The sequence below is a fragment of the Streptomyces sp. NPDC040589 genome, from assembly GCF_055594445.1.
This window is the reverse complement of sequence record NZ_JBVIWP010000007.1, coordinates 390116-410972: the sequence shown is the minus strand read 5'-3', so window position 1 is coordinate 410972 and position 20857 is coordinate 390116. Positions and strand designations below refer to the sequence as shown.

The window sequence follows — 20857 nt, the reverse complement described above, 5'->3', positions numbered from 1 at the left end:
ACCCTACGCCGGGCCACTGACAGTGCCCCTGCCCCGCCTGCCGCGGCAGGGTCGTAATCCCGCCGAATTTGTGTGCGGGGGTACGGCGAGGTGAGCGAGGAGGCAAGCGGCGGAACAATGGTGAGTGAGGGCCTGGCGAGTTTCCAGGGCAGATTCGGGCGAAGCGTTCCGCAGGCACGCTCCGCCGCCGGGCCCGCAGTCTTCGGACCGGTGCGAGCGCGCCGAAACGGAGGACCGACGCATGGCCACACCACTCACCGCCGCCCGGCTCGTCGCCGCGTTGAAGGCCGAGGGCTGCGCCGTCCACGAGGTCGGCGGCTGGCGCACCAACAACCGCAATCACAAGGGCCCCTGGGGCCCCGTACACGGCGTGATGATCCACCACACCGTCACCGGGCCGAGCACGGACGTCGTCGAGTTGATCTACCACGGCCACAGCGCCCTGCCCGGTCCGCTCGCCACCGGGTGCATCACCAAGGACGGTGTCGTCCACCTGACCGGCAACGGCCGGGCCAACCACGCCGGCGGCGGTGACGGTGACGTCCTGAACGCCGTCATAGGCGAGTCGTACGGCACATACCCGCCGGCGACGCACGAGCACGACGGCTCGGCCGGCGCGGTCGACGGCAACGCCCGGTTCTACGGCTGGGAGTGCGAGAACAAGGGCGACGGCAAGGACCCGTGGCCCGGCGAACAGTACGTCGCCATGGTCAAGGCCACCGCCGCGGTCTGCCGTGCGCACGGCTGGGGCCACAAGAGCGCGATCGGGCACCTGGAATGGAGCGACTGGAAGGTCGACCCGCGCGGATTCGACATGGCCGACTTCCGCCGTGATGTCGCCGACGCCCTGGCCCTCCCGGCGGGCCGGTGGGAAGGAGAGGACCCCATGCCCCAGTACGTCAACTTAGGTGTCGCCGGGGAGTACGCCCTCGCGCCCGGCGCCTGGGACTCGGTCGAGTTCACCGAGGAGTGGACCGACGAGACCGGCCACCACGCCACCGGCGGCAGCGTGTTCGCCCGTGGCCCGGCCCGGTTCAGCGGAACCGTCAGCCTCCAGATCGACGGTCTGCCGGCGGGTGCGGTCGTGCAGGCGCGCATGTCGGAGTACGAGGGCGACGAGCACCGCGCGGACCACCCGATCCACGAGATCACCGGGACCGGGGGCGGTTCCTTCGTGGTCCTGCCGCTGACGAAGCGGCTCGCGTCGGGGCGCAGTATGCGGGTGCGGCTGCTGAGCCAGGCCGCTGTGCCCGTCACCGTCGCGAACGCGGTGCTGACCGTGCTCGTGTGGAAGGAGACCTGAGGCCGGCGCTCTCTACTGAACCGTCGGCAGACCCGGGCCCGTGCAGCGCACGTCCGCCGACGGCACCGTTCCGCGCACCAGATAGGCCGCCACGGTGTCGTCCACGCACGCGTTGCCGCGGCTCGCGAACACGCCGTGGGAGTAGTCGTTGTCGAGGGTGACCAGGCGTGCGCCGGGCAGCAGGCGCCGTAGACCGCGGGCCCCCTCGACGGGCGTGACGGGGTCGTGCGCGGAGGCGACGAGGAGGACCGGCGGCGCGTCCGGACTTCCGAGCGGGGCGCGGTGGCCGGGCCGGTGGTGCCAGTAGGCACAGGCGTTCGCCTCCATGCCCGTCAGGACCGGCTGCGGGTCGAGACGGCGGGTACGGCGGATGTCCGTGACGATGTCGCGGGGGCCGGGGCCCGGCCCGTCGGCGCACTTGACGACCCGGTTGGCCGCCTCGTAATTGCGGGAGTCCGGGCCGTCGAAGGCGGAGGCCGGGCGCAGCCCGTCCGGGGCGCCGTCGGCCAGGTAGCCGCGCAGACCGTCGGCGAGGCCCTCCCAGCGTTCGGTGCGGCCCAGCGCACGGTACACCGCGCGGTCGAACTCCGCCGGACCGAAGCCCGCCACCGGCCGCGCGGCGAGTCCCCGGCGCACCCGCAGATACGCCTCCCGCACCGCACCCGGTGTCCCTCCCAGGCCGAATCGCTCGCCGTGGGCCGCCGCCCAGGCGAAGAACGTCCCGCGCTGACGCAGCAGCGCCCGGCTCTGGAGCACATCGAAGTCGTACCAGTCCCACGGCCCGACCACACTGTCCAGCACCATCCGCCCGACGCGGTGCGGGAAGCGGGCGGTGTACGCCGCGCCGAGCCGGCTGCCGTAGGAGACGCCGAGGAAGCTCGTCCGCGGTTCGCCGAGGGCTCCGCGTATCGCGTCCATGTCGTACGCGGTCTGCTCGGTGGACAGATGGGGCAGCAGGCGGTCCGCGTGCGTCGCGCAGTCGTCGGCCAGCGTGCGCAGGGACGCCAGATACGCCCGCTCCGCCGGGGCCCCGGCCGGCACCGGGTCGTCGCCCGGGCTGTCGAAGAGGCCGCCCATCGGGCCGCAGGAGACCGGGGTGCTCTTTCCGACGCCGCGCGGGTCGAAGCCGACCACGTCGTACGCACGCCGCACGCTCTCGGGGAGTTTGGCCCGCTTCGTGACCGCGTAGGGGAGTCCGGAGCCGCCCGGGCCGCCCGGGTTGACCAGCAGGATGCCGCGTCGTTCGGAGGGGGTTCCCGAGGCGCGGACCCGTGAGACGGCCACCTCGATGCGCGGCCCTCGGGGATGGCGCCAATCCAGCGGCACGGCGAGTCGCCCGCACTCGACGCGCTCCGGCCCGGCCGGCCGGGGGATGGAGCCGGGGCAGTCGGTGAAGCGGAGCGGGGAGCGCGGCTCGGCCGCCCGGACAGGGGCGGCGGGGAGCAGGGCGGTGGCGGCCGCTAGGGCGCACAGCAGTGCGGTGCGGCGTGCGGGACGGGTCAAGGGGTCTCCAGAAGATCTTCGCCCGATCAGATGACAATGAAAATGATTATCGATAACGTTCTGGCGGGCAACCCCCGGCACCCTCCTCCCGGAGGGCTCGCCGGGCTGCCCGCACGCCTCTGACTCACTGCAAGAAAGGGGGAGTTGTGGCTCATCTGTTGGTGGTCGAGAGCTGGGTCGGGTCCATGAGCCGACTGCTGCCGCGGGCGATCCGGGAGAACGGGCACGCGTTCACGTTCCTCACCCGTGACCTGCACCACTACCTGCGCTCGGCCCCGGAGGGAACGGCCCATCCGCTGCTCGGCGCCCGCAACGTCATCACCGCCGACACCAACGACATCGAGGCGCTGTTGCCCGAGGTCGAGCGGCTGCACGGGGTGCTCGGCTTCGACGGGGTCGTCACGTCCTGCGACTACTACCTGCCGGCCGTGGCACGGATCGCGGAACGTCTCGGGTTGCCCGGCCCCGGGCACGAGGCGGTCCGCAACGCCTGCCGCAAGGACACCACACGCCGCGTCCTCGGCGACGCGGGAGTGCCGGGGCCGCGCTTCGCCGTCCGGGAGGAGTGGGCCGACATCGCGCGGGCCGCGCGGGACATCGGCTACCCGCTGGTCGTCAAGCCCGTCGACCTGTGCGCGGGCATGTTCGTGCGCCGCGTGGACGACGAGGCCCGACTCGCCGCCGCCTGCCGGGCCCTGGCCGACTTCCCGGTCAACGCGCGCGGACAGCGGCGGACGCCCGTGGTGCTGCTCGAAGAGCTGCTGGACGGTCCCGAGGTGAGCGTCGAGACGGTGTCGTACGCGGGCGCGGTCCATGTGGTGGGCGTGACCGACAAGAGCGTCGGTGGGGCGCCCGCCTTCGTCGAGACCGGGCACATGTTCCCCGCCGACCTGACGACGGCCGACGCCGAGGCCGCCGAACAGACCGCGCTGGCCGCCCTCAAGGCCCTCGGCCTGACCGACGGGGTCGTGGCGCACACGGAGATCAAACTGACCTCGGCCGGGCCGCGCGTGGTCGAGGTGAACCCCCGGCCCGCCGGGAACCGCATCACCGAGCTCATCCGGCACGTCACCGGGATCGACCTCGCCGCCGCCTTCGTGGACGTCGCCCTGGGCCGCGAACCCGACCTGCGGCACACGGACACCGGGCTGCGCAGCGCGGCCGTCGGCTTCCTGGTGCCGGGCTCCTCGGGCACCCTCGAAGCGCTGGACGGCGTGAGCGTGTGCGACCTGCCCGGTGTGCTGGAGGTGCAACTCGCCGAACCCGGCAAGGCGGTGAAGGCGGCGGGCAGCAACAACGAGTACCTGGGGCACGTCATGGCCGGCGACGCCGACGGACTCGGCGCCCGCGCACGCGTCGAGACCCTGCTGGACGGGCTGCGGGCGGGACTGGTGATCCGATGACCGCGCTCACCGGCACCCGCACCTCGTGCGACGACCTCCTGGGACTGGTCAGCCTGGTCCGCGCGGGGGCCCTCGGGCCCGACCCGGGCACGCTGCGCGTCGCCGTCGCCTTCACCACCCGGCAGGCCGTCCGGCACGCCGGACGGGGCACCGGCTACCGCAACGAGGTGCTCAGCCTGCGCCTCGCCGAGGCGGTCGGCTCATGCGCGGTCGAACCCGGGGCGCTGCCCGACAGCGCGGTCGAGGAGTGTGTGGGGGCGGACGTGGCCCGGCTGCTGGAGCATCCGCTGCCGGCGGTGCGGGTGGCGGCCCTCGACGCCTATCTGATGCACGTCCTGCCGCACACCCCGGCGAACGGCGCCCGCCCCGTCCCCCTGACCGCCGGTTCGTCACTGGAGAAGTCCCGGGCCCGGGCGAAGACCGTCGTCGGCCTGCTCGACCTGCCGGCCGGTGCCACCGTGCTCGTGGTGGGAGTGGTCAACTCCCTTCTGGAGGCGCTGCGTTCGCGCGGCCTGCGCTACATCCCGTGTGACCTCAAGGGCGGCGCGACCGAGTGGGACGAGCCGGTCGTCGCCGACGCGCTCGCCGCGGCCGGCCGGTGTGACGCGCTGCTCGTCTCCGGCATGACCCTGGGCAACGGCACCTTCGAACCGCTGCGGCGGCACGCGCTGGCGCAGCGCAAGCAGCTGGTGATGTTCGCCCAGACCGGGAGCGCCGTGCTGCCGCGCTTCCTCGGGCAGGGCGTCAGCGCGGTGTGCGCGGAGCCGTACCCGTTCTTCTGGCTCGACGGCGGACCCGGTGTCCTGCACCGTTACGACGGCTCCTGTCCGGGAGGCGGGCGATGACCGCGACCGCGCTCCGCCCGGCCGCGCGACGGGAACTGCTCTCCCTGGTCGGCCGTACCCCGCTGGCCCGCATCACCGCCGACCTGCCCGGCCCGCACCCCGGCTTCTGGGCCAAGCTCGAAGGGCTCGCCGCGGGCGGCATGAAGGCACGGGCCGCCGTGTCGATGCTGCTGGGCGCCCGTGAGCGCGGCGAACTGCTGCCCGGCGCCCCGGTGGTGGAGTCCACCTCCGGCACCCTCGGCATCGGGCTCGCCTTCGCCGGACAGGCTCTCGGCCATCCCGTCGTGCTGGTCGGCGACCGGGAACTGGAGCCGTCCATGCGCCAGTTGCTGCGCTCCCACGGAGTGCGGCTGGAGATCGCCGACCGCCCGGCCGAGCGGGGCGGCTGGCAGGCCGCGCGTCTGGCCCGGCTGCGGGAACTGCTGGCCGAACTGCCCGGCGCCTACTGGCCCGACCAGTACAACAACCCCGACAACACCGCCGGTTACGCCTCCCTGGCCGCCGAACTCGCCGTCGAACTCGACCATCTGGACATCCTGGTGTGCAGCGTCGGCACCGGCGGCCACAGCGCGGGCATCATCGGCCCACTGCGCCGCCACTGGCCCGCCCTGCGGCTCATCGGCGTCGACGCCACCGGCTCCACCATCTTCGGCCAGCCCGCCCGGCCCCGGCTGATGCGCGGCCTGGGCAGCAGCATCCACCCGCGCAACGTCGCCTACGACGCCTTCGACGAGGTCCACTGGGTCGGCCCGAACGAGGCCGTCGACAGCTGTCGCCGACTGGCCCGGGGCGCCTTCGTCAGCGGCGGCTGGTCCACCGGCGCCGCGGCCCGGGTCGCCGCCTGGGCCGCCCGCGTCCACCCCGGGGCGGTCGTCGCCACCGTCTTCCCCGACGGCCCGCACCGCTACCTCGGCACGGTCTACGACGACGACTTCACCGCCGCCCACGGCCTCGACCCGGACGCCGCGGCCACCCGGCCCGTCGAGATACCGCACCCCTGTGCGGCGGAGGCCGCCGGCTGGGTCCGCTGCACCCGCGTCAGCGACCCGCTCGCCGCCCCCGCCCTGAAGAAAGAGAGCCCGTGAAGTCCAGCCTGCGCACCGTACGCCTCGCACTCGCCGAGCCGCTGCGCATCTCCCGTTCCACCATGACCGCGCGCGACGCCGTATGGCTCACCGTCGAACACGACGGAGTGCGCGGCCACGGCGAGGCCGTCACCAGCGTCTACTACGGGCTCGGCACCGAGACGCTCGTACGGCTCCTCACGGCCGTGGACCTGAGCCGTTTCGCCGATCCGGAGAGCGCCCTGGAGGCCCTGCCGGCGGGGGAGCTGACCGCGAGTGACGCGCCGCCCGCGGTCACCGCCGCCGTCGAGTCGGCGCTGCTCGACCTGGCCGGCAAGCGCGCGGGCGTCCCCGTGCACCGCCTCCTCGGGACCACCGCCCCGCCCGTCGCCGCGACCGCCCGCACCATCGGCATCACGGCCCTGGCCCGTGCGGCGGCCGAGGCCCGGCGCCTCGCCGCGAGCGGCTTCGAGGTCATCAAGGTCAAGGCGGGCGCCCCCGACCCCGAGGACGACATCGAGCGCGTGCGCGTCATCCGCGACGCCGCTCCCCGGGCCCGGCTGCTCCTCGACCCCAACGGCGCCTGGTCCGTGGCGCGGGCGGACGCCCTGCTGCCGCGCTTCGCCGACCTCGGCGTGGCAGCCGTCGAGCAGCCCGTTCCGCCCGGCGACCCGGACACCCTGGGCGCCCTCGCGGAGCGCGCGCCGCTGCCCGTCATCGCCGACGAGGACGCCGTGACCCTGGAGGACGTCCACCGCCTCGCCGGACGCGTCCAGGGCGTCAACGTCAAGCTCGCCAAGTGCGGCGGCGTACAGGCGGCCCTGCGCATCGCCGAGTCGATCGAGGGCAGCGGCACCGATCTGATGCTCGGCTGCCTGACCGCCAGCACCCTCGGACTCGCCCCCGCCGTCCACCTCGCCGACCGGGCCCGCTGGGCCGACCTCGACGGGCATCTGCTGCTCGCCCACGACCCCTGGACCGGGATCGGCGGCGCCGACGGCGTCGTCCGCACCAGCGGCCTCGCCGGCCTGGGCGTCGAGGAGGTGGCGGTCCGTGCGGACGTGGCATGAGATGCGGCGCTTCCCGCTCGCCGTGCGGCTCCTGCTGGTCAACCAGCTCGGCGTCAACACCGGCTTCTACCTGCTCATCCCCTACCTCGCCACCCACCTCACCGAGAACCTCGGCCTGTCGGCGGCGGTCGTCGGCATCGTCCTCGGGGTCCGCAACCTCAGCCAGCAGGGCCTGTTCATCATCGGCGGCTCCGCCTCCGACCGGCTCGGCGCACGTGGCGTCATCATCGCGGGCTGTGCCCTGCGCACCCTCGGGTTCGCGCTGTTCGCGCTCGGCGACGGGCTGACGGTGCTGCTCGCCGCGTCCGTGCTGAGCGGGCTCGCGGGGGCGCTGTTCAACCCGGCCGTGCGGGCGTATCTCGCGCAGGAGGCCGGGGAGCGCAAGGCGGAGGCGTTCGCGCTGTTCAACGTGTTCGCCACGACCGGCGCGCTCGTCGGCCCGCTGCTGGGCAGCGCCCTGCTCCTCGTCGACTTCCGCACGTCCGCGCTCACCGCGGCGGGGATCTTCGCCGTCCTCACCGTGGCGCAGGCCCTCGTCCTGCCCGCGCGGAAGGTCGAGCCGAGCGGCGGCGGCGTCCTCGGGGACTGGCGCGAAGTGCTCGGCAACCGCGCCTTCGTCGCCTTCGCACTCGCCATGGTCGGCATGTTCACCCTGGAGAACCAGCTGTATCTGCTGCTGCCCGACGGCGCCAGGAAGGCGACCGGCTGGGACGGAGCGGCGGGCATCGTCTTCCTCGTCGGCACGGTCGCCAACCTGGCGCTCCAGCTGAGGATCACCAAGCGTCTCAAGTCCCAGGGGAACAGGGCGCGTTGGATAGCCGTCGGGCTCGCGGTGATGGGGCTCGCCTTCCTGCCGCCGACCCTCACGGCAGGTGCCGTGCCCGTCCTGGCGGGCGCGCTGCTGCTGTACCTCGGCATCATGATCGCGCAGCCGTTCGTGATGGAGCTGATCCCGCGCTTCGGCCGGCCCGAGCTGACCGGCACGTACTTCGGGATCTTCTACGTCGTCTCGGGCGTCGCCGCCGCCCTCGGCAACACGGCCGTCGGCTGGGCCATGGACACGGGCGAGCGCGGCGGGCATTCCTGGCTGCCGTGGGTCTGCTGTGCGCTGTTCGGGCTGGCCTCGGCGGGCGCGGTGGCGTGGCTGTACCGCCGCGGGGCGCTGCCGGAGCCCGCGGACCCGGTGCGCGAGCGGAGCACCGTATGAGCGACTTCCGCGGCGGCGAGCCCGGCAACCTCCTCACCGACCGCCCCGAGCTGTACGAGGCCCGCTTCCCCGACCCCGAACGGCTGGCCGCCCGGTGGACGGAGGACTGCCTGCGCCGCCACGGGGCCGGACCGCGCGTCCTGGACCTGGGCTGCGGTACCGGCCGCGACGCCGCCGCCCTGCACCGGTCCGGCCGGACCGTGACCGGCGCCGACCTCTCCGAGGCGATGCTCGCCCACGCCCGCGACCGCCATCCCGGCCCCGCGTACGTCCGGGCCGACCTGCACGGCTTCGACCTGGGCCACGACGCCTTCGACGCGGTCGTCTGCCTGGACAGCTCCCTGCTGTACTGCCACACCAACGACCAGCTCGACGGCTTCCTCGCCTCCTGCCGCCACGCCCTCACACCGGGCGGGCTGCTGGTCGCCGAGATGCGCAACGGCGCGTACTTCCTCGGCCGCACCGACCTGCTCGACCGGCCCGCCGTCGACGAGTTCGCCTGGCAGGGCACGGCCTACCGGTCGAACACCACGCTGACCGTCGATCGCACCGCCCAACTGCTCCGCCGTACCCGCGTCTGGACCACGGACGACGGCTCCCCGCCCGCCGCACAGCACTCCGCCTGGCGACTGCTGTTCCCGCAGGAGCTACGGCGCTTCCTCACCGCGCACGACTTCGAGGTGCTCGAACTGCACGACGGCCCCGGCCCGCGCACCGAACCCCGTTGGCGGCAGGGCGAGTTGCCCGGCACCGCCACCGACGGGGACCGGCTGCACGTCGTCGCGCGCCGCCACACCCCCTGACCCGAAGACACGAAGGACCAGCCATGCACGACGAACACTTTCCCGGCCTGCGCCGACGCGGCTTCCTCGCCGCCACCACCGGTGCCGCCGCCCTCGCCCTCGCCGGCTGCGGCGGCGGCACGGAGGACAAGACGGACAGCGGCAGGGGGGAGACGCCCAAGCGCGGCGGACGGCTGCGCGCCGCCTTCGCCGGCGGCGGCGCGAGCGAGACCCTCGACCCGCACCTGGCCAACCTGTTCGCCGACGTCGCCCGCGCCAAGGCCCTCTACGACAAGCTCGCCGACTACGACGCCGATCTCTCCGCCAGTCCCCGCCTCGCCGCCAAGTGGGAGTCGAACAAGACCCTCGACCGCTGGCAGATCACCCTGCGCGAGGCCGCCTTCCACGACGGCAGGCCGGTCACCGCCAAGGACGTCCTCTACAGCTACCGCCGGATCGCCGACCCCAAGCAGGCGTTCCGCGCCAAGGCCTCTCTGGAACCCATCGACCTCGACGCCAGCCGCGCCACCGGCGAGCGGACCGTCGAGTTCGTCCTCAAGCGCCCCACGGCCGAATTCCCCAATGTCCTGGCCGCGTTCGGCGCCTACATCGTCCCCGAGAACGCCACCGGCACCGACTTCGACCGGCGGCCGATCGGCTCCGGCCCCTTCCGCTTCGTCTCCTTCGCGCCCGGCCGCTCCGCCGTCTTCCGCCGCCACGAGGACTACTGGGACGGTGCCCCGCACCTCGACGAACTCGAATTCGTGGTCGCCAACGAGGAGTCCGCGCGCGTCAACGCCCTCCTCGCGGGCCAGGTCGAGTACGCGCACGAACTCAACCCCACCACCGCCCGCGCCCACGAGGGCCGGGGGCAGATCGAGATCGTCCGGCTGCGCAACAGCGCCATGCAGGCGTTCTGTATGAAGACCGACCGGCCGCCCTTCGACGACCGGCGGGTACGCGAGGCGTTCTTCCTCATCGCCGACCGGAAGGAACTCGTCGACGGCGCCCTGTCCGGCGCGGGCGAGGCCGGCAACGACCTGTTCGGCAAGGGCTACGAGTACTACGCCGACGGTCTGCCCCAGCGCGAGCAGGACCTCGACCGCGCCCGCGCCCTGCTGAAGCGGGCCGGCGCCGAGAAACTGAAGGTCACCCTGGACACCTCGGCCGTCGCCGCCGGTTTCACCGAGGCGGCCGGCATCTTCCGCGACCAGGCCGCCAAGGCCGGCGTCACGATCGATGTGCGGATGGGCAGCAAGGACTCCTACTGGAGCGACATCCTCGACGGCGGCACCCTGTGCTGCTACCGCTCCGGTGCCATGCCCATCGAGGCCCACATCTCCCAGAGGCTGCTCACCGACTCCACGACCAACGCCACCCGGTGGCGCCACAAGGACTTCGACGCCCTCTACCAGCAGGCGCAGTCCACCCGCGACAAGACCGAGCGGTCCGCCGTCTACGAACGGATGCAGCGCCGGCTGTACGCCGAGGGCGGCTTCCTCGTCTGGGGCTTCGCCGACTGGATCCTCGGAACGGCTCGCAAGGTCAGGGGAGTCGAGACCAAGGCTCCGGCCAACACCCTCGACTGGGCCCGCTTCGACAAGGTGTGGCTCGCGTGAAAGCGAGCGGCCTGGGCTCGTTCGTCGTCCGGCGGCTGCTCCTCGGCCTCGCCCAGACCGTGGCCGTGGTGCTGCTGGTCTTCGCGCTCACCGAGGCCCTCCCGGGCGACGCCGCCGTGGCCCTCGCGGGCGACCAGCCCGACCCCGCGCGCATCGCGGCGATCCGCGAGACCCTGGAGCTGGACCGGCCCGCGTACGCACGGCTGGCGGACTGGGCGGCGGGCCTCCCGCGGGGCGACTTCGGCACCTCCCTGACCTCCGGCCGCCCCGTCGCCGACTACATCGCCGACGGCTTCGGCCCGAGCCTGCTGCTGGCCGCGCTCACCGTCGCCCTGCTCGTCCCGCTCGGCTTCGGTCTCGGCGTACTCGCCGCCCGCCACGAGGGGCGGCTGATCGACCGGCTGGTCAGCTCGGTGACACTCGCCGTGTACGCCGTGCCCGAATTCGCCCTCGGGGTGCTGCTGGTGACGGTCGTCGCGCTGAAACTGGCCTGGCTGCCGCCGACGGCGGTGGGCTACGGCACGGACCTGCTCGGTCACCCGGCCGTGCTCGTCCTGCCGGTGCTGGTCCTGCTGTCCCGCCCGGTCTGCTCCCTGTCCCGCCTGGTCCGGGCCGGCATGGTCGACGCCCTCGCCTCGCCCTACGCCGCCCACGCCCGCCGCTACGGCGTCCCCGGCGCCCGTGTCCGCTACGCCCACGCCCTGCCCAACGCCCTGGCCCCGGCCGCCCAGCAACTCGCCCGCACCGTCGACTGGCTGCTGTGCGGGGTCATCGTCGTGGAGGCGCTCTTCGTGATCCCCGGCCTCGGAACCGTCCTCCTCAACGCCGTCGCCGAGCGGGACGTGCCGGTGGTGCAGGGGCTGGCGGTGGTGTTCGGCGTGCTGACCGTCGTACTGAATCTGGGCGCGGACGTGGTGGCGTACCGGCTGACGCCGCGGGCGGGGGTGGCGGCGTGAGGGCCCCGCGCCGCATGCTGCTCGGCCTCGCCGTCGTCGCCGTCCCGCTGCTTCTCGCCCTCCTGGGGCCTCTGTTCGCCGGCGATCCCGGCCCCCGCGCCGTCTCCTTCACCTTTGGCGGCGGCCACTGGCTCGGCACCGACTTCGTCGGCCGGGATGTCTGGCAGCAGGTGCTGCACGGCGGCCGTACGGTCGTGCTGACCGCGCTCGCCGCGACCGCCCTCGCCTACCTCGTCGCCCTGCCGGTCGGACTCGCCGCCGCGGTCACCCACGCACGGTGGCTTGAGGAGCTGCTGATGCGGCCGCTGGACGTGCTGCTCGCCGTACCCTCGCTGCTGCTGATCCTGCTCGTGGCGTCCGTGTTCTCGCCGGGCGCGGCCGGCCTCGCGCTGCTCGTCGCGCTGGTGAACGTGCCCGACGCCGCCCGGATCGTACGGGCCGCGGCGGCCGAGGCGGCGGCCCGGCCCGCTGTGGAGGCGCTGCGCATGCAGGGCGAGTCGTGGTGGCGCGTCGCCGTCGGCTACGTCGGCCGTTCCGCCCTGCGCACCCTGGCCGCCGACGCCGGTGTCCGGCTGACCGGCGTGCTGTACCTGGTGTCGACGGCCGCGTTCCTCGGCGTGGGCGTCGCCCCGGACGCCGCCGACTGGGCGGTCATGGTCGACCGCAACCGCACGGGCCTGTTCATCCAGCCCTGGGCCGTGGTCGTGCCCGCCCTGCTGATCGTCGCCCTGACGACGGGCACCAACCTGCTCTTCGACGCCGCACTGGACAAGAAAGGGCGACGCCCGTGAGCCATCAGACCTACCTGGTCGCCGAGATCCGTGACCTGCGCGTCGAGATCGCCGGCCGGGCCATCGTCGACGGGGTGGACCTGCGCGTGCTCCCCGGCCGGGTGACCGCCCTGGTCGGCGCCTCCGGGAGCGGCAAGACCACCACCGGCCTCGCACTGCTGGGGGAGTATCCGCCCGGCGCCCAGATCACCGGGGAGGTGCGCCGGTCCGGGGACGGCCCGGTCGGGTACGTGCCCCAGCATCCCGCCGCCGTCCTCAACCCGGCCCGCCGCGTCAGCGCCCTGCTCGACGACATCGCCCGCGCCCAGGTACGCCACCTGCCCCGCGCGCAGCGCCGCACGGCGGCCCGGGAACGGGTGCTCGAAGCCCTGACGGAGGCCCAACTCCGGGACCCCGAAGTCATGTTGAGCCGCTACCCCCACCAGCTCTCCGGCGGCCAGCAGCAACGCGTCGTCCTCGCCCAGGCCCTCCTCCTCGGCGCCCGCGTCATCGTCGCCGACGAACCCACCACCGGCCAGGACGCGCTGACCAAGAGCGGCATCGTCGACCAGCTGGCGGCGGTCGCGGCCCGCGGCATCGCGGTCGTCCTGCTCAGCCACGACCTGGACGTGGTCCGCGCGCTCGCGGACGAGGTCCTCGTCCTGAGCACGGGCCGCGTCGTCGAGTCGGGCCCCGCCCAACGCCTGTGGCACGCACCCCGCCACGAATGGACCCGCCGCCTCCTCGCAGAACACGTCCCGGCTCTCGCCGGCGAGGCCGGCGCTGACTTGGCGCAGAACGGCCTCGCCTCCGTCCGTGGCCCCGCCTCGCGCGTACGCGATCTGGCTGCCCGGGCGCAGGACGACGACAGCCTGGCCCCTGTCCGTGCCCCCGCCTCGCCGACGCCCGAGCGCCCTGCCCGGGCGCAGGACGACGACAGCCCCGCCTCCGCCCGTCGCCCCGCCCTGCCGGAACCCGCCCGCCCCCGAGCCGAGGACACACCCGACCTGGTCCCTCCCCCCGTCCTGCGCGTAAGCCACCTCACCGCCCGCCACCACGGCGGCACCCGCCGAGGCACCACCACCGTCCTGCGCGCCCCGCACCTCGACCTGCACCCCGGCGAATGCCTCGCCGTCGTCGGCCGTTCGGGCAGCGGCAAGACCACCCTCGCCCGCTGCCTGGCCGGACTCCACCAGGACCACGACGGTGAGATCCTGCTCGACGGGACCGCGCTGCCGCGCAGCCTGCGGCAGCGCAGTCGTGCGCAACTGGCGGCCGTGCAGTACGTCTTCCAGGACGCCCGGGCCGCCTTCGACGAGCACCGGCCCGTCCTCGCCCAGGTCGCCCGTACCGCCGTCCGGCTGCGCGGCACCGACGAGAAGACGGCCACGGACGAGGCCCTGACCACACTCGCGAGCCTCGGGCTCCCGGACGGTCTCGTCCGCCGCCGCCCCGGCGAGCTCTCCGGCGGTGAACTCCAGCGCGCCGCCCTCGCCCGCGCCCTCCTCGCCCGCCCCCGGGTCCTGGTCTGCGACGAGATCACCTCCGGCCTCGACACCGTCACCCGGCGCGGCATCCTCGACCTGCTCACCGCACTGGTCCGCGACCGCGACGACCCAGGTCGTGTCCGCAAAGGCCCGCCTGCCCCGCGACGCCTGGCACGCCCTCTCGCCGCACCGGCCGGACCCCCAAGTACATCCAGTACGAGGGGCTCCGCCCGGCACGCCGAGAGCACGCACCAGACGCCGCAGGGCCCGCCCTCCGGGCGGACGACGGGACTTCACGGACCCGACCTCGCCCTCGTGCTCATCACCCACGACCTGGACACGGCGGCACTCGCCCACCGCATCGCCGTCCTGGACGCGGGCGAAGTCGTCGAACAGGGCCCGGCCCGAAGGATCCTGACCGAGCCGCGGCACCCTTTCACCGCCGCCCTCGCGGAGACGATCGCCCGTCTCGGTACGTATACCCGGGCATGAACCGAAGCGAGTCACACCCGTTACGAGTTGAACGAGGGCACGGCCCTGTGATTAGGGTGCGGACGATGTTCTGCGCAGACACCACTCCCTTACTCCACGCAAGACGAGGCACTGCCGCTTCGAGTCGCTGGGGGAGGGCCCGTGAGTGACACGGTGACAACGGCCCGCCCGGCGGCCGAACAAGCCCGGGCCACTCGGACCAAAGAGCAGGACGTGCCGGCCCGACCGGCCCGGCAGCGGGACGCGTTCTTCGACAACGCCAAGTACCTGGCGATCGTGCTGGTGGCCGTGGGGCACGCCTGGGAGCCGTTGCGGCCGGGCAGCAGGGCCGTCACCGCGCTCTACATGCTCGTCTACGCCTTCCACATGCCGGCGTTCATCATCATCTCCGGCTACTTCTCGCGCACCTTCGACGGAAGCCCGGGGAAGCTGAAGCGCCTGGTCACCGGCGTCGTCGTCCCGTACGTCGTGTTCGAGACGGCGTACACCCTGTTCACCCGCTGGACCAGCCAGGACCCGGACCGGCCGATCAGCCTGCTGGATCCGCTGTACCTGACCTGGTTCCTCGCGGCGCTGTTCATCTGGCGGCTGACGACGCCGCTCTGGCGTCATGTGCGGTGGCCGCTGCCGCTGGCCTTCGTCATCGCGATGCTGGCGACGCTCTCGCCGTCCCTCGGCAACGACCTCGACCTGCAACGCACCCTGCAGTTCCTGCCGTATTTCGTCTTCGGGCTGCTGCTGCGGCCGGAGCACTTCCGGCTGGTGCGCCGGCGCAAGGTGCGCATCCTCGCCGTGCCGGTCGCCGTCTGCGCCCTCGCCGTGGCGTACTGGGCGGTTCCGCGGATGAACTACGCCTGGTTCTTCCATGCCGACAGCGCCCGGGCCCTGGCCGCGCCCTTCTGGTACGGGCCCCTGATGACCCTGGCCGCCTTCGGCTGCTCGGTCGTCCTGGTCGTCTGTTTCCTCGCCTGGGTGCCGGGGCGCCGGATGTGGTTCACCGTGCTGGGCGCGGGCACGCTGTGCGGCTATCTGCTGCACGGCTTCGTCGCGCAGGCCGCCAAGTACTGGGGCTGGTACGAACCGGCCTGGGTCCAGGGGCCCGTCGGCGCGCTCACGGCCACCCTGGTGGCCGCCGCGGTCATGACCGCGCTGTGCACGCCGTCCGTACGGCGTCTGTTCCGCTGCGTGACGGAACCGGGGATGGAGGGGGCCTTCCGCCGAGCGGCGGGGTGAGCGTCGAGCCCGCACGCTGGAGAGACAGCACACTTCTCCGCGAGGGAGCACGGGCATGGCGAAGCGCCGCGGTGAGGGCGGGAAGCCGAAGAAAGGCGACAAGGTCACCTGGAGCAGTCACGGCAGCCGGACCGAGGGCGAGGTGGAGAAGGAGATCACCGAGCGGACCCGGGCAGCGGGCCGCACCGTCGACGCCTCGTCCGACGATCCGCAGTACCAGGTGCGCAGCGACAAGTCCGGCAGGTCCGCCGTGCACAAGCCGTCCGCGCTCAAGAGGAAGCAGTGAGCCGGCGCGGACGGCGAGGAGCGCCGGGCAGCAGCAGGGCGGGGCGAGTCCACCGGGCACGCCTCCGGCACCTGGCTCGGCGGCCCTCCGGCGACGTGGAGGACTGCCGGTGGCGCCCCTCACTCATGAACTGGGGCCACGGCCCGCCGGCGTGAGGCCGTTCAGCGCCTCCGTCATCTGGTGCTGCGTCTCTTCGGCCACCACGCGGGCCTCCTCGACGACGTCACCGCGTTCGCGGATGAGGCTCTCGTAGATCGGAAGTTCTTCGGTCCGGATCGAGTCGGGTTTCACAGGGTTGGTCCTATCGCTTTACAGCCGGGTCTGAGGGGCCCGTGTAAGTCTGCGTCATGACCCTCTGCGGTGTTACCCACCCCCGTCATGCTCATATTCCCGTCACGTGCTTCGCGAATTCCCCAACATTGTGACCATGGACAGCGCGAAGGGCCCCGGGAGTCGCGCCCGGGGCCCTTCGCGGGAGGTTCGTCAGAGCGAGGTCGTGTGAACGCCCGCGTTGGCGCCCGCCGCGCCCTCCGTCGACAGCGCCGCCTGCAGGTTCCCGCAGACCTCGGCGGTCAGCGGCCCGACCAGGCCGGCGGAGAGGCCGCCCGCGAGGCCCGCGGAGGCAGCGCCGCCCGCGTTGCCGCCGGAGACCTGCTCCAGGTCCGCGTCGGAGAGCTCGGCGATGTCGACCCGGGGGGTGAGGTTCATGGGGGTGTTTCCCTTCGCGTGAATGTGCGCAATGGCGGAGCGGCGCGGGTGATCGCGGGATTCCGGGGACCGGGATCCCGCATCCGCGGTGCCGCCGTGCGCAGGATCAAAACATTCCGCTGAGCGGAGGGCCAGCCGCATGCCGTCGCCGCACCCGGCATTTCGGTGACCACCTTCACCGCCATGACCACGGGGTCGCTGAATTGCGCCCACTCCTTCACACATCCTGTCGCCCGTCGGCACGCAGGTGTATTGCGCCCCGAATTCCGAAGCGGGCACTTCGGCGTCAATTTCCCATGCCGCAAGACGGACTTGGCGCCGGGCGCACCGCCCCGCGGCGTCCTGGCGGGCGGTGTGCAGATGTGCTGGATGTTCGGTCCCGCCCAGGTCCCGCCCCGTCAGGTCGCGCCGTCAGACCGCCTCGGCCGGCTGCATCAGACGGGCCAGCAGGTCGTCCAGGGTGACCAGTCCGGTGAGACCGCCGGCGGGGTCGCGGACGACGGCCAGGGACGACCGGCGGCGGCGCAGCACCTCGATCGCGTCCGCGACCGTGGTCGCCTCCGTCAGCTCGGGCACCGGACGGGCCAGTTCGCGCGCGGTCGTGGCACGCCCCCGGGCCCGGGCGACCAGCGCGTCACGGGCGTGGACCGAGCCGAGGACGACGCCGTTCTCCCGGACGAGCAGCCGGGTGCGGTCGTGCTCGGCGGCGAAACGCAACAGCGCGTCGACGTCCGCGCCGCCCTCGGCCCAGGTGATCTCCGCGGCCGGGATCCGCAGCGCCGCGACCGGCGTCTCCGGCTCGGTCAGTGAACGGGTCAGCAGCTCCGAGTCGGTCGCGCTGATCAGGCCCAGCCGCTCGGACTCCTCCACCAGGTGCGTCAGCTGCTCCCGGTCGTGCACCGAGGCCAGCTCGTCGCGCGGGGCCACCCGGCACAGCCGTACCAGCGCGTTGCTCACCGCGTTGAGCAGCCGGATCAGCGGGCGCACGGCCCGCACCACGGCCCGGAAGGGCGGGGAGAGCAGCATCGCCGAGCGCTCGGGGTGGGCGATCGCCCAGGACTTGGGCGCCATCTCGCCGACCACCATGTGCAGGAACACCACCACGACCATCGCCACGGCGAAGGCCACGCCGTAGCTCACGGCACTGGGCAGGCCCAGCTTGTGCAGCAGCGGGTCGAATTCGTGCGAGATCGCCGGCTTGGACACCGAGCCCAGGCCCAGCGTGCACACGGTGATACCCAGCTGGGCGCCGGCCAGCATCAGCGACAGCTCGCGAATACCGGCCAGTGCCGCCCCGGCGCCACGCCGCCCCTCGGCCGCCGCCTTCTCCATGCGGTGCCGTTTGGCGGCGACCAGCGCGAACTCGGCCGCCACGAAGAAGCCGCTGCCGATCAGCAGCAGCACGGTCACGAAGACCGCCATGGGGAAACTCACGCCATCTCCTCGGCTTCCACGAGCGGACTGATCCGCACCCGGTCGGCCACGTGCCGGTCGAGCGTGCGGACGTCGATCACGGCCCGGCCGCCCTCGGGCAGCTCGACCGTGACGTGGTCGCCGACCGTCGGGAAGCGGCCGAGCCGGTCCACGACCAGGCCGGCCACGGTGTCGTAGTCGTCGTCCTCCGGCAGCCGGACACCGGTGGCCTCGGCCACCTCGTCCAGCCGGCGCCCGGCGTCCACGAGCCAGCCGTCGCCGTCCGCGACGGCGAGCACCGTGACGGTGTCGGACTCGTCCGCGATGTCACCGACCAGTTCCTCTGCGATGTCCTCGTAGGTGACGATGCCCGCCACGCCGCCGTGCTCGTCGAGGACGACCGCGAACTCGTCGTCCTGCTCCCGCATCCGCGTCACCGCGTCGGGCAGCGCGAGCGTGTCCGGCAGCAGCAGGGGCCGCCGGGCCACCTCACCGGCGGTCGCGCCGGCGATGCGGGCGGCGGGCAGCGCCATCAGCTCGCGCACGCCCAGCACACCGGCGATGTCGTCCGGGTGGTCGCCGAGGACGGGGTAGTTGGAGTGGCCGTGCCCGGCGATCAGACCGATCGCCTCCTCGGCACCGGCGTCCTTGCGGACGAAGACGGCGTCGGCGCGCGGCACCATCACCTCGTCGAGGGAGCGCTCGGAGAACTCCAGCGCGTGGTCCAGCAGCGCGGCGGTGTCCTTCGGCAGCGCGCCCCGCTCGTGGGACTCGCCGATCAGATGGCCCAGCTCCTCCAGCGTGGCGCCGTGGTGCAGTTCCTCGACCGGCTCGATACCGGCCTTGCGCAGCAGCTTGTTCGCCGCGTTGTCGAAGACGCGCACGACCGGGCCGACGACCTTCAGATACGCAAGCGTGGACGGGGCCAGCGCCTTCGCCAGCCGCTCGGGCACCGCGATCGCGAGGTTCTTCGGGGCCAGCTCGCCCAGCACCATCTGCACGACCGTGGCCAGCACGAAGGCGAGGACGACGGCGATACCGCTGACGGCCGCGTCGGGCAGGCCGATCCCGGACAGGGCGGGCCTCAGCAGCGCGGACACCGACGGCTCGGCGATGAAGCCGACGACCAGGCCGGTGACGGTGATGCCGAGCTGCGCGCCCGACAGCATGAACGACAGCCGCTCCAGCACCTTCAGGGCCCGGGCGGCCTTGCGGTCCCCGGCCTCGGCCGCACGCGCGAGGGCGAGCCGGTCGGCGGAGACGTAGGCGAACTCCTGGGCCACGAAGTAGCCGGTGCCGGCGGTCAGCACGAACACGGCGAGCAGGCCCAGCAGGGCCTCGGCGGCACTCATCAAACACCACCCCGCCGTGTGCCGCGATCACTGATGCCGTGGCGGGATGGTCGGGGACTGTGCCCCGGAGGGTCCGTCGGTCTGGCGGACAAGAACTCGCTCCTCATGTGTGGTGTGTACTCGGGTCAACGACCATCGTCGCGCCCGTGTTCCCGAATTCTACGACGGTGTAGAGAACACTGCCCCGCTCCGGGTGCCCCTCACTCCGGGTGGGACTCCTCCGCGAGATCCGGCACCAGCCCGCACAGCGCCGCGCGCTGGTCCGGGCCCATGAAGCGGGCGAGCGACTGGGTGACCGTCTCGGCGAGCGCTCCGGAGGCCTCGGCCAGAAGGCCCCGGGCCTTGTCCGTCAGGGTGACCTCGATGCCGCGCTTGTCCCCGCACACCGACCCGCGGGTGACAAGGCCGGCGTGCTGAAGGCAGGCGATCTGGTAGGTGAGGCGGGTCTTGGGGCGGCCCAGCAGTTCCGCGACGCGCGTCATGCGCAGGCCGCCCTCGGGCTGCTCGGCGAGCAGGCACAGGATCAGGAACTCGTCGTGCGAGATGTCCAGCTTCTCCTTCACGACCGCCCGCAGCCGCTGCTCCACCGCTCCCGTCGCGGCGAGCAGCAGCATCCAGGCGCGCAGCTCGGGGGGCAGCAGCCCGTTGCCCTCGGCGGAGGGACATCCGGGCAGGTCGGCGGGGTGCTCCTCGGGGTCGGCCATGCCGCCCAGTCTACGTGTCGTCCAAATTTGGAGCAGAGGGTTGTTCAAATTTGGACCAGCCGCTAACGTGCACTCATTGCAGTCATCCAAATTTGGACCATACGAGTGGGAGAAGGATCATGACCGTCGCCGTGGAAACCGGACTGTGGCAGCTCGACGCGACCGCCTCGACCGTCGGCATCCGGCACAAGACCATGTGGGGCCTGGTCACCGTGAAGGGCGGCTTCGGCGCGCTGAGCGGCACGGGCGAGGTCCGGCCCGACGGGTCCGCCGTCGGCACCCTGACCTTCGACGTCGCCTCCCTCGACACCGGGAACGCCAAGCGCGACACCCATCTGAGGTCCGCCGACTTCTTCGACGCGGACCACCACCCCGAGATCACCTTCGCGGCCCGCAGCGCCGAGCTCCGCGACGGCGACCAGGTGCACGTCGTCGGCCAGCTGACCGTGCGCGGCATCAGCAGGCCGCTGTCCCTCACCGCGCGCCTGGCGGACGGGGACGCCACCGGGCTCACCCTGGACACCGAGTTCAGCGTGGACCGGGACCAGTTCGGCCTGGGCTGGAACCAGCTGGGCATGATCCGCGGCCGGACCACGGTCACCGCCGCCCTCCGGTTCGTCCGCGCCACGGGCTGACAGCACTCAGGCCGTCCTCCGTGGG

20 protein-coding genes and 1 pseudogene are annotated in these 20857 nt (G+C 73.1%); 15 read left to right on the top strand and 6 right to left on the bottom strand.

What is annotated here, in order from left to right; all coding sequences use genetic code 11:
* Positions 1–241 precede the first annotated feature (241 nt).
* On the top strand, positions 242–1303 hold the full coding sequence (locus tag ACZ58V_RS29920) for a peptidoglycan recognition protein family protein (protein ID WP_468192225.1): 1062 nt from the start codon (positions 242–244) through the stop codon (positions 1301–1303).
* A 12-nt stretch (positions 1304–1315) separates the two neighbouring features.
* On the opposite strand, the gene ACZ58V_RS29915 is transcribed toward ACZ58V_RS29920, so the two are convergent.
* A complete protein-coding gene (locus ACZ58V_RS29915) occupies positions 1316–2806 on the bottom strand; it encodes an alpha/beta hydrolase (RefSeq protein WP_471293773.1) in 1491 nt (496 codons plus the stop codon).
* A 146-nt stretch (positions 2807–2952) separates the two neighbouring features.
* On the opposite strand from ACZ58V_RS29915, the gene ACZ58V_RS29910 reads away from it, so the two are divergent.
* The 13 genes and pseudogenes from ACZ58V_RS29910 to ACZ58V_RS29850 form a co-directional block, all read left to right on the top strand.
* Positions 2953–4209: an ATP-grasp domain-containing protein gene (locus tag ACZ58V_RS29910; RefSeq protein WP_471293771.1), complete on the top strand. Its 1257-nt coding sequence runs from the start codon at positions 2953–2955 to the stop codon at positions 4207–4209.
* The gene (locus ACZ58V_RS29905) at positions 4206–5054 is read left to right on the top strand and encodes a Rossmann-like domain-containing protein (protein WP_468192219.1); all 849 of its coding nucleotides are present in this window, start codon (positions 4206–4208) and stop codon (positions 5052–5054) included. The genes ACZ58V_RS29910 and ACZ58V_RS29905 overlap by 4 nt, the downstream gene beginning before the upstream one ends.
* Entirely contained in the window at positions 5051–6139 is a 1089-nt protein-coding gene (locus tag ACZ58V_RS29900; protein ID WP_468192218.1) for a PLP-dependent cysteine synthase family protein, read from the top strand. Before ACZ58V_RS29905 ends, ACZ58V_RS29900 begins: the two co-directional genes overlap by 4 nt.
* Complete coding sequence (locus tag ACZ58V_RS29895; RefSeq protein ID WP_471293767.1) at positions 6136–7188, top strand: dipeptide epimerase; 1053 nt, start codon at positions 6136–6138, stop codon at positions 7186–7188. The genes ACZ58V_RS29900 and ACZ58V_RS29895 overlap by 4 nt, the downstream gene beginning before the upstream one ends.
* Entirely contained in the window at positions 7172–8395 is a 1224-nt protein-coding gene (locus ACZ58V_RS29890) for an MFS transporter (protein ID WP_471293764.1), read from the top strand. The genes ACZ58V_RS29895 and ACZ58V_RS29890 overlap by 17 nt, the downstream gene beginning before the upstream one ends.
* The gene (locus tag ACZ58V_RS29885) at positions 8392–9198 is read left to right on the top strand and encodes a class I SAM-dependent DNA methyltransferase (RefSeq protein ID WP_471293761.1); all 807 of its coding nucleotides are present in this window, start codon (positions 8392–8394) and stop codon (positions 9196–9198) included. Before ACZ58V_RS29890 ends, ACZ58V_RS29885 begins: the two co-directional genes overlap by 4 nt.
* Positions 9199–9221: 23 nt before the next feature.
* Positions 9222–10796 (top strand): ABC transporter substrate-binding protein, encoded by a 1575-nt coding sequence (locus ACZ58V_RS29880; protein WP_471293758.1) that lies wholly within the window; start codon positions 9222–9224, stop codon positions 10794–10796.
* Positions 10793–11752: an ABC transporter permease gene (locus ACZ58V_RS29875; RefSeq protein ID WP_471293755.1), complete on the top strand. Its 960-nt coding sequence runs from the start codon at positions 10793–10795 to the stop codon at positions 11750–11752. The genes ACZ58V_RS29880 and ACZ58V_RS29875 overlap by 4 nt, the downstream gene beginning before the upstream one ends.
* A gap of 14 nt (positions 11753–11766) precedes the next feature.
* Complete coding sequence (locus ACZ58V_RS29870) at positions 11767–12543, top strand: ABC transporter permease subunit (protein WP_468192454.1); 777 nt, start codon at positions 11767–11769, stop codon at positions 12541–12543.
* On the top strand, positions 12540–14501 hold the full coding sequence (locus ACZ58V_RS29865) for an ABC transporter ATP-binding protein (RefSeq protein ID WP_471293752.1): 1962 nt from the start codon (positions 12540–12542) through the stop codon (positions 14499–14501). The genes ACZ58V_RS29870 and ACZ58V_RS29865 overlap by 4 nt, the downstream gene beginning before the upstream one ends.
* Positions 14502–14642: 141 nt before the next feature.
* Positions 14643–15734 (top strand): acyltransferase family protein, encoded by a 1092-nt coding sequence (locus tag ACZ58V_RS29860; protein ID WP_471293749.1) that lies wholly within the window; start codon positions 14643–14645, stop codon positions 15732–15734.
* 55 nt (positions 15735–15789) lie between these two features.
* Positions 15790–16020, top strand: a complete 231-nt coding sequence (locus ACZ58V_RS29855; RefSeq protein WP_471293746.1) for a hypervirulence associated TUDOR domain-containing protein — start codon at positions 15790–15792, stop codon at positions 16018–16020.
* A 65-nt stretch (positions 16021–16085) separates the two neighbouring features.
* Positions 16086–16175: pseudogene (locus ACZ58V_RS29850) on the top strand (DUF3140 domain-containing protein); the annotation flags it as partial.
* Here ACZ58V_RS29850 and ACZ58V_RS29845 read toward each other — a convergent pair.
* The 5 genes from ACZ58V_RS29845 to ACZ58V_RS29825 form a co-directional block, all read right to left on the bottom strand.
* Positions 16144–16311, bottom strand: coding sequence for a hypothetical protein (locus tag ACZ58V_RS29845; protein ID WP_189721941.1), 168 nt, complete (start codon positions 16309–16311; stop codon positions 16144–16146). The pseudogene ACZ58V_RS29850 and the gene ACZ58V_RS29845 sit on opposite strands and share 32 nt — an antisense overlap.
* Positions 16312–16503: 192 nt before the next feature.
* Positions 16504–16728, bottom strand: coding sequence for a hypothetical protein (locus ACZ58V_RS29840; RefSeq protein WP_189721733.1), 225 nt, complete (start codon positions 16726–16728; stop codon positions 16504–16506).
* Positions 16729–17139: 411 nt separating this feature from the next.
* On the bottom strand, positions 17140–18162 hold the full coding sequence (locus ACZ58V_RS29835) for a hemolysin family protein (RefSeq protein ID WP_471293743.1): 1023 nt from the start codon (positions 18160–18162) through the stop codon (positions 17140–17142).
* Positions 18159–19493 (bottom strand): hemolysin family protein, encoded by a 1335-nt coding sequence (locus tag ACZ58V_RS29830; protein WP_468192199.1) that lies wholly within the window; start codon positions 19491–19493, stop codon positions 18159–18161. The genes ACZ58V_RS29835 and ACZ58V_RS29830 overlap by 4 nt, the downstream gene beginning before the upstream one ends.
* Before the next feature lie 200 nt (positions 19494–19693).
* Entirely contained in the window at positions 19694–20197 is a 504-nt protein-coding gene (locus tag ACZ58V_RS29825; RefSeq protein WP_468192198.1) for a MarR family winged helix-turn-helix transcriptional regulator, read from the bottom strand.
* A gap of 119 nt (positions 20198–20316) precedes the next feature.
* Between ACZ58V_RS29825 and ACZ58V_RS29820 the strand changes: the two genes are divergently transcribed.
* A complete protein-coding gene (locus ACZ58V_RS29820) occupies positions 20317–20832 on the top strand; it encodes a YceI family protein (RefSeq protein ID WP_468192197.1) in 516 nt (171 codons plus the stop codon).
* The last annotated feature ends 25 nt before the right edge of the window (positions 20833–20857 follow it).

Excerpts from the sequence above, each read along its gene's own strand:
- ACZ58V_RS29820 (WP_468192197.1), top strand. The coding sequence starts at position 20,317 with ATGACCGTCGCCGTGGAAACCGGACTGTGGCAGCTCGACGCGACCGCC.
- ACZ58V_RS29825 (WP_468192198.1), bottom strand. The coding sequence starts at position 20,197 with ATGGCCGACCCCGAGGAGCACCCCGCCGACCTGCCCGGATGTCCCTCC.
- ACZ58V_RS29880 (WP_471293758.1), top strand. The coding sequence starts at position 9,222 with ATGCACGACGAACACTTTCCCGGCCTGCGCCGACGCGGCTTCCTCGCC.
- ACZ58V_RS29870 (WP_468192454.1), top strand. The coding sequence starts at position 11,767 with ATGCTGCTCGGCCTCGCCGTCGTCGCCGTCCCGCTGCTTCTCGCCCTC.
- ACZ58V_RS29840 (WP_189721733.1), bottom strand. The coding sequence starts at position 16,728 with ATGAACCTCACCCCCCGGGTCGACATCGCCGAGCTCTCCGACGCGGAC.
- ACZ58V_RS29885 (WP_471293761.1), top strand. The coding sequence starts at position 8,392 with ATGAGCGACTTCCGCGGCGGCGAGCCCGGCAACCTCCTCACCGACCGC.
- ACZ58V_RS29900 (WP_468192218.1), top strand. The coding sequence starts at position 5,051 with ATGACCGCGACCGCGCTCCGCCCGGCCGCGCGACGGGAACTGCTCTCC.
- ACZ58V_RS29855 (WP_471293746.1), top strand. The coding sequence starts at position 15,790 with ATGGCGAAGCGCCGCGGTGAGGGCGGGAAGCCGAAGAAAGGCGACAAG.
- ACZ58V_RS29905 (WP_468192219.1), top strand. The coding sequence starts at position 4,206 with ATGACCGCGCTCACCGGCACCCGCACCTCGTGCGACGACCTCCTGGGA.
- ACZ58V_RS29920 (WP_468192225.1), top strand. The coding sequence starts at position 242 with ATGGCCACACCACTCACCGCCGCCCGGCTCGTCGCCGCGTTGAAGGCC.
- ACZ58V_RS29830 (WP_468192199.1), bottom strand. The coding sequence starts at position 19,493 with ATGAGTGCCGCCGAGGCCCTGCTGGGCCTGCTCGCCGTGTTCGTGCTG.